The organism is bacterium (assembly GCA_021108215.1).
Taxonomy (GTDB): Bacteria; Oederibacteriota; JAAXVQ01; order JAAXVQ01; family JAUVAV01; genus JAIORK01.
Map to the genome: position 1 here is coordinate 15,788 of JAIORK010000045.1, position 11,993 is coordinate 27,780.

Below are 11,993 nucleotides of genomic sequence, written 5' to 3' on the forward strand. Positions count from 1 at the left end.
TTTTACTTTATAAGGCTGTCCAACATCAGCAGCAGCAGCCCCAAAATAGTCAACGTTCCGCCAAATTTCCAATAAACTTCCACCACTTGGGTAATCCGGAAGCGTGCCATGGATGCGCGCATCAGTGTGATGGAGAAAAACATAACCACGAATATTTTCAATACAAAAAATGCGATATCGATGATCGCCGCCAAATCCGAGCTCACATGCAGGCAGCCGGAAATAGTGTAAGGAAAAAACAAAGCAATGGTCAGCGCGGACATGACAATCATTTTGGTGCCCAACGCCAGATAAAACATGGCCAGATTTCTTCCCGAGTATTCAACCATCAATCCATCGGCCAATTCGGACTTGGCTTCCGGAGAATCAAACGGCACCTTGGAAAGCTCTCCGGGGGTCACAATAATCTGAGCAAATAATAACAGAACAAAACCGATCACACCAAAAGGACCGACAATATTCCAAACAGGATTTTCAGCAATGGTTTTGAGCGAGAAAGGATTGTCCAAACCAACCTGGGAAAGCTTCCAGGCAAAGGAAATCACAATCGCACCCAGCGGCGCTTCATAGGCAATCATGGTTACCATTTCACGCTGGGCGCCAATCGCGGAATAGGGGGACGCAGCGGAAAACCCACCGATCACCATGGCCAGGGCTGACATGACCAACAGGTACATCACCAGGATCAGGTCACCGTAGCCCTCCAAAACAGGGCCGAACCCGGCAAATGGAATATACAGCATGATGGAAACCGCTGCGGCAAAGGCGATCACCGGCGCGGCATTAAAAACCCAGGCCACCGCATGTTCGGGAACAATATTTTCCTTTTGCATGAGTTTAAGAAAGTCCCAATAGGGCTGGCGCAGCTTCGGTCCGATTCTGGCTTGCATCATTGCCACCAGTTTGCGGTCAACACCTTGTGCAATAAACCCGCCGACAACTGCCAGCGCAGTCATACCGAACACACCCAAAATAATTTTCAATAAAAGTGCCGTCATTTCCGCAACTCCCTGGTCTTTTCCCGGGATAATTCTCTCAGCTCCAACTGAGTCAGTATATTCGTCTTGCCTTTCCTCACAATGGCAACCCGATCCATACATGAAATACACGGATCAAGCGATGCAATAATAATTGGAATATCGGCAATCTGCTCACCTTTGAGTATTTCCAGCCATCCCATAAGATTACTATAGGTCGATGCCTTGACCTTCCAGGCTTCCGGACTCTCATCACCCGCTTTTAATTTCACATAATGAAAAACCTCTCCACGCGGGGCTTCATGCCGGCCAACTCCTTCGCCTTCTGCTTTTTTTAAATTGTTAAGCAATACCATCATCCGTTTTTCCGTGATGATCTCGCCGCCGGGCATTTCATCGACACTCCGCCTAATAATCTCAACCGACTGCTTCACTTCCAGTAAGCGGACAATAATCCGGTCAAAAACATCTCCATGCACTTCGCCACCAAGCATATCCGGCGTCATTGCTTTGACATCCAAATCACCATAGGCACAATAGGGATCATCTTGACGCACATCATGCGCGACCCCGGAGGAACGAATCGTCGGTCCAACCGTGCTTAGTTTTAACGCCATGTCCTTGGAAAGCACCCCGGTATCACGGCAACGCATCCGAATAACCGAGTCTTCCAAAAACATGTCTGCCAGTTGAAAAAACAGGTCTTCATAATATTTAAGTGATTTTTTAATGCGGGGAATCTGATCTGATGTAATATCGCGACGCATACCACCGACCTGCATAACACCGTAATTCACCCGATTACCCGAAAGATACTCAAGCAAATCCATCACATCTTCACGCACTTCCCAAGCTTTGTAAAACAAGGTATCAAACCCGAGCTCCATGGCTGCCACGCCGGCCCATAGCAAGTGCGAATGCATCCGTTCCAGTTCAGCATAAATGGTACGCAAATAATCTGCACGCGGCGGCACCTGAATACCGGCCGCCTGTTCAACCGCACGACAAAAAGTCATCGAATGCGCAACGCCGCAAATACCGCAGACACGATCCGCCAAGTGAATAATTTGAATACAGTTCCGGCGCCAAGCCATCCATTCCAACCCGCGATGCGCATGACCCGGCGCAATATCCACTTTGCATATTTTTTCACCCTCCATCTCAAAAATAAACTTTACCGGTTCTTTGAGTGCCGGATGATTAGGGCCTATAACTGTTTTGATATTATGCTTTAATTTATTTTCTGATTGATTCATGGTGCCTTTTCCTCATGCCCTGGTTGTTTATTGTCATCGCGTTTTCGCATCCCGCATTCACCTTTTCCAACTTCGTAGAGCTTTTTCACCATATCTTCCGGAATACCGGTCTCATCCTTACGCCACGGATAAACACCCTCAGGAAAATCTTCCGGCAAAAAGAGCCGCCGGCTGTCCGGAATATCAATCACTTTGATACCGAAAAATTCCTGCTTTTCACGTTCGCTCACCAATGCGCCGGGCAAAATATCTGTAATTGTCCGGACCGTCAGATCCGTTTTCGGGAGCAGCACCTTGATCGTGACATTAACTTCCCCATTCGGGACTTCATAATAAATGAAAAAATGATAATTCAATTCAATGACGTCACCAACATCACATCCGGAAATAACCGCCAAATGCGGATAATGAATATCCGCCAATTGCTTCACCGCAGAATGCAGCAATGACTTATCCAGGGTCAGCCAAACCTGTACACTTTCCCTGGTTTGTTTACCTTCGCTGCGCTTCACAATACGCGAGTTGCGCAATCCCTCACCAAGTAACTTTTGAAAACGCTCAATAATTTCTGCAGGTGTCAATGTCATATTTTTTTCTGCAATTCCTCAAGTTTTTTTAGTGCCAATACAACACCATACGTAATTGCTTCCGGTCGCGGCGGACATCCGGGAACATACACATCCACCGGAATCACATCATCAATCGGTCCTGCCAAGGTATAGGATTCATAAAACGGGCCGCCGGTTGAACCACACGCACCAACCGCCATCACCAATTTCGGATCAGGTGTTTGCTGATGAACCAGGATTAGTTTTTCTTTCATCTTCCTGGTAACCGGACCGGTCACCATCAACACATCGGCATGCCGGGGTGATCCGACCAGCTTGATCCCGAACCGCTCGGGGTCATAACGGGGGGTAATCGCGCCAACGATTTCAATATCACAACCATTGCACGATCCCGCATTTATATGAAAAACCCATAATGATTTATTTAACGCCTTTGAAATACTCATAAATAAATTCCAATAACAAGAATAATCGCCATGGTGGCGAACAACCACAATAAGTAATCACTGATCATCCCGGAATGAATTCGCACAACATGTTTATAATAACTCTTCATGCTCTCCAAAAAACCCCAGTATAAATTACCGGCCCGCACATGCAATTGCTCGATATTTTCTTCACGATTTCCGGATATAAACGGCTTCGTTTGCGGTGTCCCCGGTTTATATTTTTTTGTTCCCAGTCCCCTGATCAGCAGGGCAATCAGCATTGTTAAAAGAAAAACCCCAAGCCAGACAAACGGATTCCAAAAACCAAACCCGCTCTGAAGTGTTTCAAACGCACCCATGTCTACTGCCCCCCCAAAACCATGCCAATGTAATCTCCTTGCGCAAGCAAAGCATTCACTGCCGGCTCAATGACCGATTTAATAATGATATCGGGAAACAACCCGCCGAGTACCACCAAGACCGCCAGAACACCCATGGAAACCAGCATGGGCTTGGGTACTTCCCTGACCTCGCCTACGCTGGGAAGTTTGGGTCCCATAAACATAGAATGAAATACCTTCATAAAGGATGCCAGCGTTAAAATACTCACAATAATGGCCACAATGGCCAGCAAAGGATTAAATTTAAAGACCGACTCATAAATCATAAATTTGGATGCATATCCATTAAACGGCGGCATTCCGGCAATGGCAAAGGCACCGACCAGGAAAAAAACCATGGTATATTTCATGGTATGTCCCAAACCGCCCAACTCATTTAAATTACGCTTGCCGGTCGCATAAATCACAGCACCGGCCGTCAGAAAAAGGAGTCCCTTATACAGCGCATGATTAATAATATGGAAAACACCCCCAACCATCGCGGTCTTTCCATACGCATTCAACGCTTCCGGGTTGCCCAGGGTTGCCAGACCCACACCCACACCCAGCAGCATATAGCCGGTCTGCGAAACAGCATGATAAGACATAAGCCGCTTAACGGTTTTCTGCGGTAATGCCATGGTCACACCCACAAACATGGAGAGGACCCCAAAGATAATCACAATCCAACCGAACACCTGCGTATTCATAGTGATGTTAAACAGGGAGAAACAAACCCGAAACAAAACATAAAGACTGGCCTGACTGGATACAACCAAAAATGCGGTAACCCCCGCCGGTGCCCGGGAATAAGCATCCGGTGTCCATAAATGCATGGGGACAGACCCACATTTCATTGCCATGGGTACAATAAGAAAAACCAAGGCAAACATATCCAACTGCGTGAACTGGATTTTATCTGCAATCACAGCCATGTTCAGGCTGCCATACTGACTGTAAAATATCCCGACAGCCAAAAGCACAAACAACCCTGCGGTCGTGCTGATCATCGCGTATTTCAATCCCGCTTCAACCGCAATCCCCTTGTCAATTCTATACGCCACCAACGCAGCGCCGGACAGGGATGCGATCTCCAGAAAAACAAACAGGTTGAACAAATCGCCGGTTGAAACCATACCGATCACACCGGTAATCAAGAGAAGCAATAGCGAAAAAAAACCATCCTGACCCGTACGCATTTTCTCACTTGAAAGTGAGTAAAGCGTACTCACCATACCGACAATCGAAACAATCAGCACCATAAAGGCGCTGAAAGCATCGATTGAAAAAATAATTCTAATCGGAATGCCGCCGGAATCCGGTGGAACTGTCAACTCCGGTGAAACAGCACCAAAAGCATAGGTCAGACTGCCCTGGGTAAAAACCAGATATGCCAAAAATAATCCTGCCGCTGATGTAAGCACCGTCCCCAATACCACGAGAATATTGCGCAGCTTAACATTGAACCGCCCGACAACCGGAACGGAAAAAGCCGTCAAAAGCGGGATGGCAACCGTCAATGCCGGAATGTGTTTTGCGATGGAATGCAGCATCAACCTTTTAACCTTTTTATCATTTCACTGTTGAGTGTGCCGTATTTTTTATAAATAATCATGGCAAAAGAAAGCAACAAGGCCATGGTGGCAACGCCGATAACGATCGAAGTCAGGGTCAGTGCCTGTACGGTCGGCAGCACCATCTGCGTAGAAGGTGCGTCCGTAAAGATTGGCGCCACACTGTCGTGACGATAACCCAGGGTGACTAAAAACAGATTCACCGCCGCTTCTAAAAGCGCTATGCCCATAATAATTTTAATAATATTTTTTTTAAAAACCAAGGTCGCGATGCCGATAATTGCAATTACACCGACCATGATAAAAGGCAGATTAGCGTACATTTTCTTCTCTTTCTCCGTATTCTGCGGCATGGGACAGCAGATAAAAAATCACCATCGATAAGGCGCCTAGAACTTCAACCCCGACAGCAATATTCAACAAGGGAATAATACCGCCGGTATTTAAATTTCCGGCATTCGGGCCAAAACCGACCACATCGCCGAACAAGCCCCGGGCATTGACCATCCAGTTATAAAAAAAACTTTTTCCCTGAAACATCCCGATAAATCCAACACTGGCAAACAAAAGCAGACCGACGATTTCACAGGTATGGAAAACAGATTTTTTAAAATATTTTAAAATCTCTTGATAGTGATTCGCCACAAACATCAATGCGATACCGGTCGCAATCACCGCGCCGCCCTGAAAACCGCCTCCCGGGGTGAGATGCCCATGCAAAACAATATAAAAGCCAAATATCAAGACAAAGGGATAAAGAAAATCAGCTGCCGCTCTTACAATTTTACTCATGCCGAGTCCTCTTCTTCATCCTCTTTTAAACGCCGAAACATAAGCCCGACACCCAAGACAACTACAAAAAGCACCGTAGCCTCCCCCAGGGTATCAAACGCACGGTAATCAAAGACCACTGCGGTCACAATATTATTTGCCCCGGTTTGTTCCTGTCCATGGGCAATAAAATAATCATCCATGGCGGTTTGATCAGGTGTTCCGAATTTCAATTGGCTCCCGGTTGTCATATAGACAAAGACGCCTCCGAACACAACCAAAACAACCGCAATCCACAGCCCCTTTTTCATGAGACATCGATCTCCCTTCGGTTCGTGCTGCGGGCGGCAATAATCAAAATGGCGGTCGTCAGCCCGGCGCCAATCCCCGCTTCTGCAATGGCCACATCCGGCGCCTGCAGAATATAAAACTCAACCGACAATAGAAAGCTGAATGCTGCAAAAGCAATGGCGGCATGGACCAAATCCTTCAGATAAAAAACCAGCAATCCCATCAGAACCATGCCGGATAAAATTGCAATTTGAATATAGGTCTCGATCATACCTGCTCCTCACTTTCCGGAGGCAAGGGTGTCTGGTCCAGATGATCTACCACCGCCTGAACCGGTTTTTGCCCGCGATTGTAAGCCGCATGGGCAATCGCATGCGATCCGGTCGCATTGGTAAATGCCAGCACCACAATGGCAATCACCACATGGATGCACAAAGCGAGCCCGGCATGGTCAGCCCCGGTCAAATATTGATGAAGACCGTAGATGGCGACCGAAAGCGCCACAAAAATCGTCCCAAATGTGGTGGTCTTGGTCTCAGCATGCAGACGCGTATAAACATCAGGAAACCTAAGCAGTCCGATAACGCCGATAATATTAAAAAACACGCCGATACCGAGCAAAATGAATAAAATCAAGGTTAAGGTATTCATTATCTGTAATCTTTCCCAAGAAATCTGGCAATAAACAGGGTCCCGACAAATGAGAGTAATGCATAAACAATTGCAACATCTACAAAAATCGTCTGGCGGTAGACTGCACTCAACATAATCAATATTGCGACCACCAGTGTATTGATTGCATCCAACGCAACCACCCGGTCCGGTGCTGTGGGACCGAGCATAAGCCGAAAGGCTGCGCCAAAAATTAAAATACTCAGGATGAGAACACCGATGTTCCAGGCTGTAATCATTCTGAAATTTTCCTTATCCATTTGGACAGATCAAAAAAGGAGAAAAGTTCACTTCCCTCCCAAATCGGTTTTTTTTCCATGCCCGGTTTGATATTTAATATATGAACATACAAGTCATTGGTGGATTCATCGACATTGACTGTCAGTGTTCCCGGGGTCAATGTAATTGAATTGGCAAGCAGCATGATCCCAAAATCAGTTTTAAGACCGGTAGTATATTTAATAATCCCCGGCCGAATACGGCCGGTCACCACGCGCACTGCAACCTCAATGTTGGCTTTGGTCAACTCTATAAAAAAAGGAAAAACAGCATAGACGATAAACAGGAGCGTCCGCAGCGGAGTCCTTTTCATGCCTGTATCCCGAAAATGAAAACTGGTCGTGATGGCCGCAACAACAACTGCAAGAAACGCACCCGCGACGAGTTCCTGGATGGACCAAGTCCCGGCGGTAAAAAAAAGATAAAACATATAGGCGGAAACAGCAGTGATGCTGAATGCAACAATATTTTTATGCATACTCAAATCCATTCCTATTTTAAAATCCCGATTCAACCAGGAGGTACTGTCCAACCACTAGGGAGGGGGTCTTAAAGCAAATCTTGACCACATATTCGCGACACGTTATCAAAAACCATAATACTTGTCAACTGATAAAAACCCACTGTGTCGCAGCAAAATGATAAAAACCCACAGGCTTACCCGGCATTCGCCGGGCAAGCTGTTCATTGTGTTCGCGCTGGCACGATAAAAAACCACGGGCTGCCTGCCAGGGCGCGACACTGTCCGTGGTTTTTTCAAACCAGGAGTTGCTCAACGGCTTGGATGAGGTCATCCTTGCAGAACGGTTTTTCAATCACCCGGTCTGCCCCGAGGTGTTTGGTCACAACCAAATAATTCGGATCACCTGCCGAGACTACCACGCTTTTAATTTGAGGATTATTTTTTTTAATATGGTCGATAAGTTCAATCCCATCCATCTCCGGCATAAGAATATCTGTAATCACCAAATCCACTTTGATGCATTCAAGTTTCCGCAGTGCATCCTTCCCATCTTTGGCGGTAATCACGGTATAACCTGAATCAACCAACAGAAAATCCACGGCTTCCCGAATCGCCTGCTCATCGTCTACAATCATGAGAATTTTATTTTCAAGTGTCATTGCGGTCCGTTTCCCCAAAAAAGTAATCCTACAATGATTATTAACGGAACCTCCCAAACAGACTTAACACCCAATATTCTTAAAGTCCCCTCCTGCCGGATGTCCGCAGCACGCTGCGCCGATTGTACAAACTAAAAAAAATCTGGAGCGGCCGCTTGACGCAGCGCTTCCAACCAAACCATTGCAGAAGCCTCCTCACCTTGTTCGGGCAACCTTCGGTTTAGAAGAACAGAAGGATGTCCCCCGGCTGCAACAACATCCGCCACTGCTTCAAACAGCTCCTGCTTGCCATGGTCTGCTGTATAACGATGAATAAACCGAATACTGCGCAATCCGTCAAACCACTGCATAAACGCTTTTGAAAAATGCTCCGGCGTGGGATAAATCCGCCGCATTTTTTCCGCTTCAACCACAGCCTGCTCCGTCTGAAGAAAGGACCGCAAACAAGCATCGCCTGACGATACCATGGCTTCAGGATGCGTATAAAATTTCGGTATCGCTTCAAAAAAATCCCTCAATACAAAAAAGGCTTTCGCAGGATCTACCCGGCGAAACGCCCCACGTTCTTGATGCATGGCATGATAGAGCGCCCGGCTGGTGCCAAAAGGCATTCTGTCCGAAATACGCGCACTGGGAAACACCCCGACCCGGGTGAGCCGCTTCAACTGATTCGGCCTGCTTATCTTCACTAGTTTCTGCCAAAAATAAAAATCCTCGCCCGCCTTGCGAACAACCATCCCATCGGCAGCAGCATAACCGCCGGCAGACACAACAATACAAGACCCGATGGGTGTTGCTGCAAAATGCGACCGGGCCAGGGTCAATCCCAGTTCAAAATAGCGCAGTCCCATTTCATATAGAATCATGGCCGTTTTCCATTCCGGTTCATCCGGCAGCTGATGGGCATAAGCACACAATCCGGCGAGCGGTGGCAGGGGCGAAGCAAAACACGCCAAAAGTTGATCAATATAGCCGGGACTTACCGGTGAATCCGCATCCAAACAAGCAATGGCGCCATCCATCACATGTCCGCTTTGCGACAGCCGCTGCAAAGCCAGATCCATCCCCAACCGCCGCGCCATGCCCACACCCGCAGTTTTTCGTGCCAATCCCTTTCCCGGCGAGGCACAATCCACAGCATGAACGTTTAACCCGGCAACGGGTCGATTCGCCAACATGACGAGGGTTGTTTGATTGTCAACAACTGTTTTTTCATCTGAACCGGCCGGGTTGTTTACCAGCACAATGACTTCCGCCTCTGCCAAGCGGGAACTGCCGATGGTCAATGAATCCAGTACGCGAGTGATATAGGCCGATTCTGCCATGGCAGGTATAACAACACATAATTTCAACAAAGACAGTGGTTTGGGAAGTTGTTCCGCCGACTCGGGCGGCATGGCATGTTTAACTAAATAGCGTTGTACACCGGCATGACTGGATGAAGCAGTTTGTGGAATCATCTGGAATCCATCCCGGCGTTTAGCGTTACGCAACAGCTCTCATTACTTTTATAAAACCGAGGTCGGACACCGTTCCGACAGATCATCCAACCAGGCAGCCTCACTGTGCAGGGGGCGGCGTATCAGTTTGCCGTGATTGGCGAAATCTTGCGCCTGATGATATTTCAAAAGAATTTCATCCCCCAACAAACCGAGAATTTCGATCTTACCGCTCCTATGTGACATTATATATTTAAACCGCTTGGAATGACCGTCCAAGCGTGCACGTGTCTGCTCCACAACTTCAATCCCCTGTTGCAGGGTTACCTGGAAGTTTTTTTTCACCCTTTTTACCGGCCTGCATTGAAAAACATAATAGGGATTCACGCCAATCCGTATCAATCCCCGCAGCAATGCTTCCAGCACCTGAGGCGTATCATTGATTCCTTTCATCAACACAGCTTGATTATTGATAATCAAACCCGCATTACGCAGTTTGGCGATTGCAGCTGTTGATTGGTCGGTAATTTCTTTGGGGTGATTGAAATGGGTCACAATATAAATCTGTTTAAAACGGTTGGCATACTGTGAAAACATCGCCACCATTTCATCATCCTCTAAAATCCGTTGTGGAAACACCACAGGAATTTTCGTGCCAAAACGAATAAAATCCAACGAATCAATCGACGCGAAGGCATCTAAAATATAGCGTAACAGCCCATTGTCCAACACCATGGGATCCCCGCCGCTGACCAACACATTGTGAATCACAGGTGTTTCACGAACATACTCGGCAATGGTTTTTATCTTCGTCTTAATGTTCTCATCCGGTAACCCCACGACGCGTTTCCGGAAACAATAGCGGCAGTACGCGGTGCACTGATTGGTGGTGGTAATCAAAGCAGTATTTTTGTATTTATGCTGCAACCCATTAACAACCGTGTTATCCAACTCCCCGCTGGTATCATAGGACCCGTCCATGTCAAATTCATACATGGACGGAATAATCATTTTCATAATAGGATCGTTGGGATCATTTTTATCAATCAATGACATATAATACCGGGGAATACTCATCGGATGGATGTCGATAATTTTCTGCAAATCATCCACATGCAAATCGGGAACATGAATATACTTTTTCACTGCTTCAATCGTATGAATATTATGTTGTAATTCTTCTTGCCAGCGCATACACGCCCCCTAATTTTCAGATGCCTACAAGTTCGCAACACCGACTACATCGCTTTCAAAGCCAAAACCGCCCTCGCAGACACTGTATCGTCCGCCGACTACGATACTCTTATTGTGAGTATTGTATTTTGTTGCCAGAAGGGGAATTTATGAGCATAACAATAATGCTTCATAAGTCAAGTCTATTCGACATACTTCCGGAACATCAACCACCCCCTCCGAAAACAGTCATTCCCTGTAACCCCCGTTTAATGCAAAACCGCGATCCGTATCAATCAAAACCTAAATCCTGATGTTTCACTTTAAAATCGGTGGTAATCCATTCCGCGCCTTGCGCAACAAAGTGCCGGGCCAAAGCAGGATCATTGACAGTCCAGATGGCAATTTTAATTCCCGCCTTATGGATGGTATAAAAGAAAGTGTCCAAAACACCATATTGTTTCTCAAATACCTGGAGCCATTTCTGATTCATAAAAATACCGTCAATAACAACTTGCTGATGATACTCCAAAATTTTATTCACAAACACATTCACCGCTTTTTTATTCGGCGGCATAAGGGTGCCGTAATCTTCATCATACAAAACACCCAATTTTATTTTTTTGGATAATTTCCTGAAATGACGCAGAAATGCCCCGGCCACGGCTGTGATGATCACTTTTTCAGTAAGTTGTTTTTCTTCCAGCAAGGCAAAAAGTTGTTCGCTATCGGCAGCAGCCTGCCATTTCCCCTTAGATTCATTGGCCTTAACATCCAGATGTAAAATAATTGTTTTTCCCCGGATAGCGTCTAAAAGCCCATCCAGAGAAAGTATTTCACCCTGCAAATCAGCCGCAACCGTTTCGGCAATCACCTGTCCTTGATAGACCGGATCATGATGCGCCACCAAAACTTTGTCCGCCGTTGTGCGCACATCACACTCCATATAGAACAGTTGCCCGCCCTTGGCCTGTTCAACAACCTGAGTGACTGACGTCAGATCATTGCAACGGTGGGCAATAATCCGGGGAATCGCCTGATACCGAAATGGCTCCGTCATGC

17 protein-coding genes are annotated in these 11,993 nt (G+C 46.7%); all 17 read right to left on the minus strand.

Annotation, left to right across the window (positions count from 1 at the left end):
• Nucleotides 1-2 precede the first annotated feature (2 nt).
• Nucleotides 3-998: an NADH-quinone oxidoreductase subunit H gene (locus tag K8S19_10085; protein MCD4814023.1), complete on the minus strand. Its 996-nt coding sequence runs from the start codon at nt 996-998 to the stop codon at nt 3-5.
• Complete coding sequence (locus K8S19_10090; GenBank protein ID MCD4814024.1) at nt 995-2,233, minus strand: nickel-dependent hydrogenase large subunit; 1,239 nt, start codon at nt 2,231-2,233, stop codon at nt 995-997. The genes K8S19_10085 and K8S19_10090 overlap by 4 nt, the downstream gene beginning before the upstream one ends.
• Nucleotides 2,230-2,820: an NADH-quinone oxidoreductase subunit C gene (locus K8S19_10095; GenBank protein ID MCD4814025.1), complete on the minus strand. Its 591-nt coding sequence runs from the start codon at nt 2,818-2,820 to the stop codon at nt 2,230-2,232. Before K8S19_10095 ends, K8S19_10090 begins: the two co-directional genes overlap by 4 nt.
• Entirely contained in the window at nt 2,817-3,248 is a 432-nt protein-coding gene (locus tag K8S19_10100) for an NADH-quinone oxidoreductase subunit B family protein (GenBank protein ID MCD4814026.1), read from the minus strand. Before K8S19_10100 ends, K8S19_10095 begins: the two co-directional genes overlap by 4 nt.
• Nucleotides 3,245-3,589 (minus strand): hydrogenase, encoded by a 345-nt coding sequence (locus K8S19_10105; protein MCD4814027.1) that lies wholly within the window; start codon nt 3,587-3,589, stop codon nt 3,245-3,247. The genes K8S19_10100 and K8S19_10105 overlap by 4 nt, the downstream gene beginning before the upstream one ends.
• Nucleotides 3,590-3,591: 2 nt before the next feature.
• Nucleotides 3,592-5,166 carry an NADH:ubiquinone oxidoreductase gene (locus K8S19_10110; protein MCD4814028.1) on the minus strand — a complete coding sequence of 525 codons (1,575 nt, stop codon included), beginning with the start codon at nt 5,164-5,166 and terminating at the stop codon, nt 3,592-3,594.
• Complete coding sequence (locus K8S19_10115; protein MCD4814029.1) at nt 5,163-5,507, minus strand: cation:proton antiporter subunit C; 345 nt, start codon at nt 5,505-5,507, stop codon at nt 5,163-5,165. The genes K8S19_10110 and K8S19_10115 overlap by 4 nt, the downstream gene beginning before the upstream one ends.
• A complete protein-coding gene (locus K8S19_10120) occupies nt 5,497-5,976 on the minus strand; it encodes a sodium:proton antiporter (GenBank protein ID MCD4814030.1) in 480 nt (159 codons plus the stop codon). The genes K8S19_10115 and K8S19_10120 overlap by 11 nt, the downstream gene beginning before the upstream one ends.
• A complete protein-coding gene (locus K8S19_10125; GenBank protein MCD4814031.1) occupies nt 5,973-6,266 on the minus strand; it encodes a hypothetical protein in 294 nt (97 codons plus the stop codon). Before K8S19_10125 ends, K8S19_10120 begins: the two co-directional genes overlap by 4 nt.
• On the minus strand, nt 6,263-6,517 hold the full coding sequence (locus K8S19_10130; protein ID MCD4814032.1) for a DUF4040 domain-containing protein: 255 nt from the start codon (nt 6,515-6,517) through the stop codon (nt 6,263-6,265). The genes K8S19_10125 and K8S19_10130 overlap by 4 nt, the downstream gene beginning before the upstream one ends.
• Entirely contained in the window at nt 6,514-6,897 is a 384-nt protein-coding gene (gene mnhG / locus K8S19_10135; GenBank protein MCD4814033.1) for a monovalent cation/H(+) antiporter subunit G, read from the minus strand. The genes K8S19_10130 and mnhG overlap by 4 nt, the downstream gene beginning before the upstream one ends.
• Nucleotides 6,897-7,157 (minus strand): cation:proton antiporter, encoded by a 261-nt coding sequence (locus K8S19_10140; GenBank protein ID MCD4814034.1) that lies wholly within the window; start codon nt 7,155-7,157, stop codon nt 6,897-6,899. Before K8S19_10140 ends, mnhG begins: the two co-directional genes overlap by 1 nt.
• Complete coding sequence (locus K8S19_10145; GenBank protein ID MCD4814035.1) at nt 7,154-7,663, minus strand: Na+/H+ antiporter subunit E; 510 nt, start codon at nt 7,661-7,663, stop codon at nt 7,154-7,156. Before K8S19_10145 ends, K8S19_10140 begins: the two co-directional genes overlap by 4 nt.
• 290 nt (nt 7,664-7,953) lie before the next feature.
• Entirely contained in the window at nt 7,954-8,337 is a 384-nt protein-coding gene (locus K8S19_10150; protein MCD4814036.1) for a response regulator, read from the minus strand.
• 113 nt (nt 8,338-8,450) lie between these two features.
• Nucleotides 8,451-9,779 carry a hypothetical protein gene (locus K8S19_10155; protein ID MCD4814037.1) on the minus strand — a complete coding sequence of 443 codons (1,329 nt, stop codon included), beginning with the start codon at nt 9,777-9,779 and terminating at the stop codon, nt 8,451-8,453.
• Between the two features lie 48 nt (nt 9,780-9,827).
• The gene (locus K8S19_10160) at nt 9,828-10,952 is read right to left on the minus strand and encodes a KamA family radical SAM protein (protein MCD4814038.1); all 1,125 of its coding nucleotides are present in this window, start codon (nt 10,950-10,952) and stop codon (nt 9,828-9,830) included.
• Nucleotides 10,953-11,223: 271 nt separating this feature from the next.
• On the minus strand, nt 11,224-11,991 hold the full coding sequence (locus K8S19_10165; protein ID MCD4814039.1) for a glycerophosphodiester phosphodiesterase: 768 nt from the start codon (nt 11,989-11,991) through the stop codon (nt 11,224-11,226).
• Nucleotides 11,992-11,993 lie beyond the last annotated feature (2 nt).

What these genes read in the sequence shown, in the direction of transcription:
- K8S19_10155 (MCD4814037.1), bottom strand. Translation starts at nt 9,779, where the DNA reads ATGATTCCACAAACTGCTTCATCCAGTCATGCCGGTGTACAACGCTAT.
- K8S19_10140 (MCD4814034.1), bottom strand. Translation starts at nt 7,157, where the DNA reads ATGATTACAGCCTGGAACATCGGTGTTCTCATCCTGAGTATTTTAATT.
- K8S19_10100 (MCD4814026.1), bottom strand. Translation starts at nt 3,248, where the DNA reads ATGAGTATTTCAAAGGCGTTAAATAAATCATTATGGGTTTTTCATATA.
- K8S19_10085 (MCD4814023.1), bottom strand. Translation starts at nt 998, where the DNA reads ATGACGGCACTTTTATTGAAAATTATTTTGGGTGTGTTCGGTATGACT.
- K8S19_10105 (MCD4814027.1), bottom strand. Translation starts at nt 3,589, where the DNA reads ATGGGTGCGTTTGAAACACTTCAGAGCGGGTTTGGTTTTTGGAATCCG.
- K8S19_10090 (MCD4814024.1), bottom strand. Translation starts at nt 2,233, where the DNA reads ATGAATCAATCAGAAAATAAATTAAAGCATAATATCAAAACAGTTATA.
- K8S19_10130 (MCD4814032.1), bottom strand. Translation starts at nt 6,517, where the DNA reads ATGATCGAGACCTATATTCAAATTGCAATTTTATCCGGCATGGTTCTG.
- K8S19_10115 (MCD4814029.1), bottom strand. Translation starts at nt 5,507, where the DNA reads ATGTACGCTAATCTGCCTTTTATCATGGTCGGTGTAATTGCAATTATC.
- mnhG (MCD4814033.1), bottom strand. Translation starts at nt 6,897, where the DNA reads ATGAATACCTTAACCTTGATTTTATTCATTTTGCTCGGTATCGGCGTG.
- K8S19_10125 (MCD4814031.1), bottom strand. Translation starts at nt 6,266, where the DNA reads ATGAAAAAGGGGCTGTGGATTGCGGTTGTTTTGGTTGTGTTCGGAGGC.
- K8S19_10120 (MCD4814030.1), bottom strand. Translation starts at nt 5,976, where the DNA reads ATGAGTAAAATTGTAAGAGCGGCAGCTGATTTTCTTTATCCCTTTGTC.
- K8S19_10095 (MCD4814025.1), bottom strand. Translation starts at nt 2,820, where the DNA reads ATGACATTGACACCTGCAGAAATTATTGAGCGTTTTCAAAAGTTACTT.
- K8S19_10165 (MCD4814039.1), bottom strand. Translation starts at nt 11,991, where the DNA reads ATGACGGAGCCATTTCGGTATCAGGCGATTCCCCGGATTATTGCCCAC.
- K8S19_10160 (MCD4814038.1), bottom strand. Translation starts at nt 10,952, where the DNA reads ATGCGCTGGCAAGAAGAATTACAACATAATATTCATACGATTGAAGCA.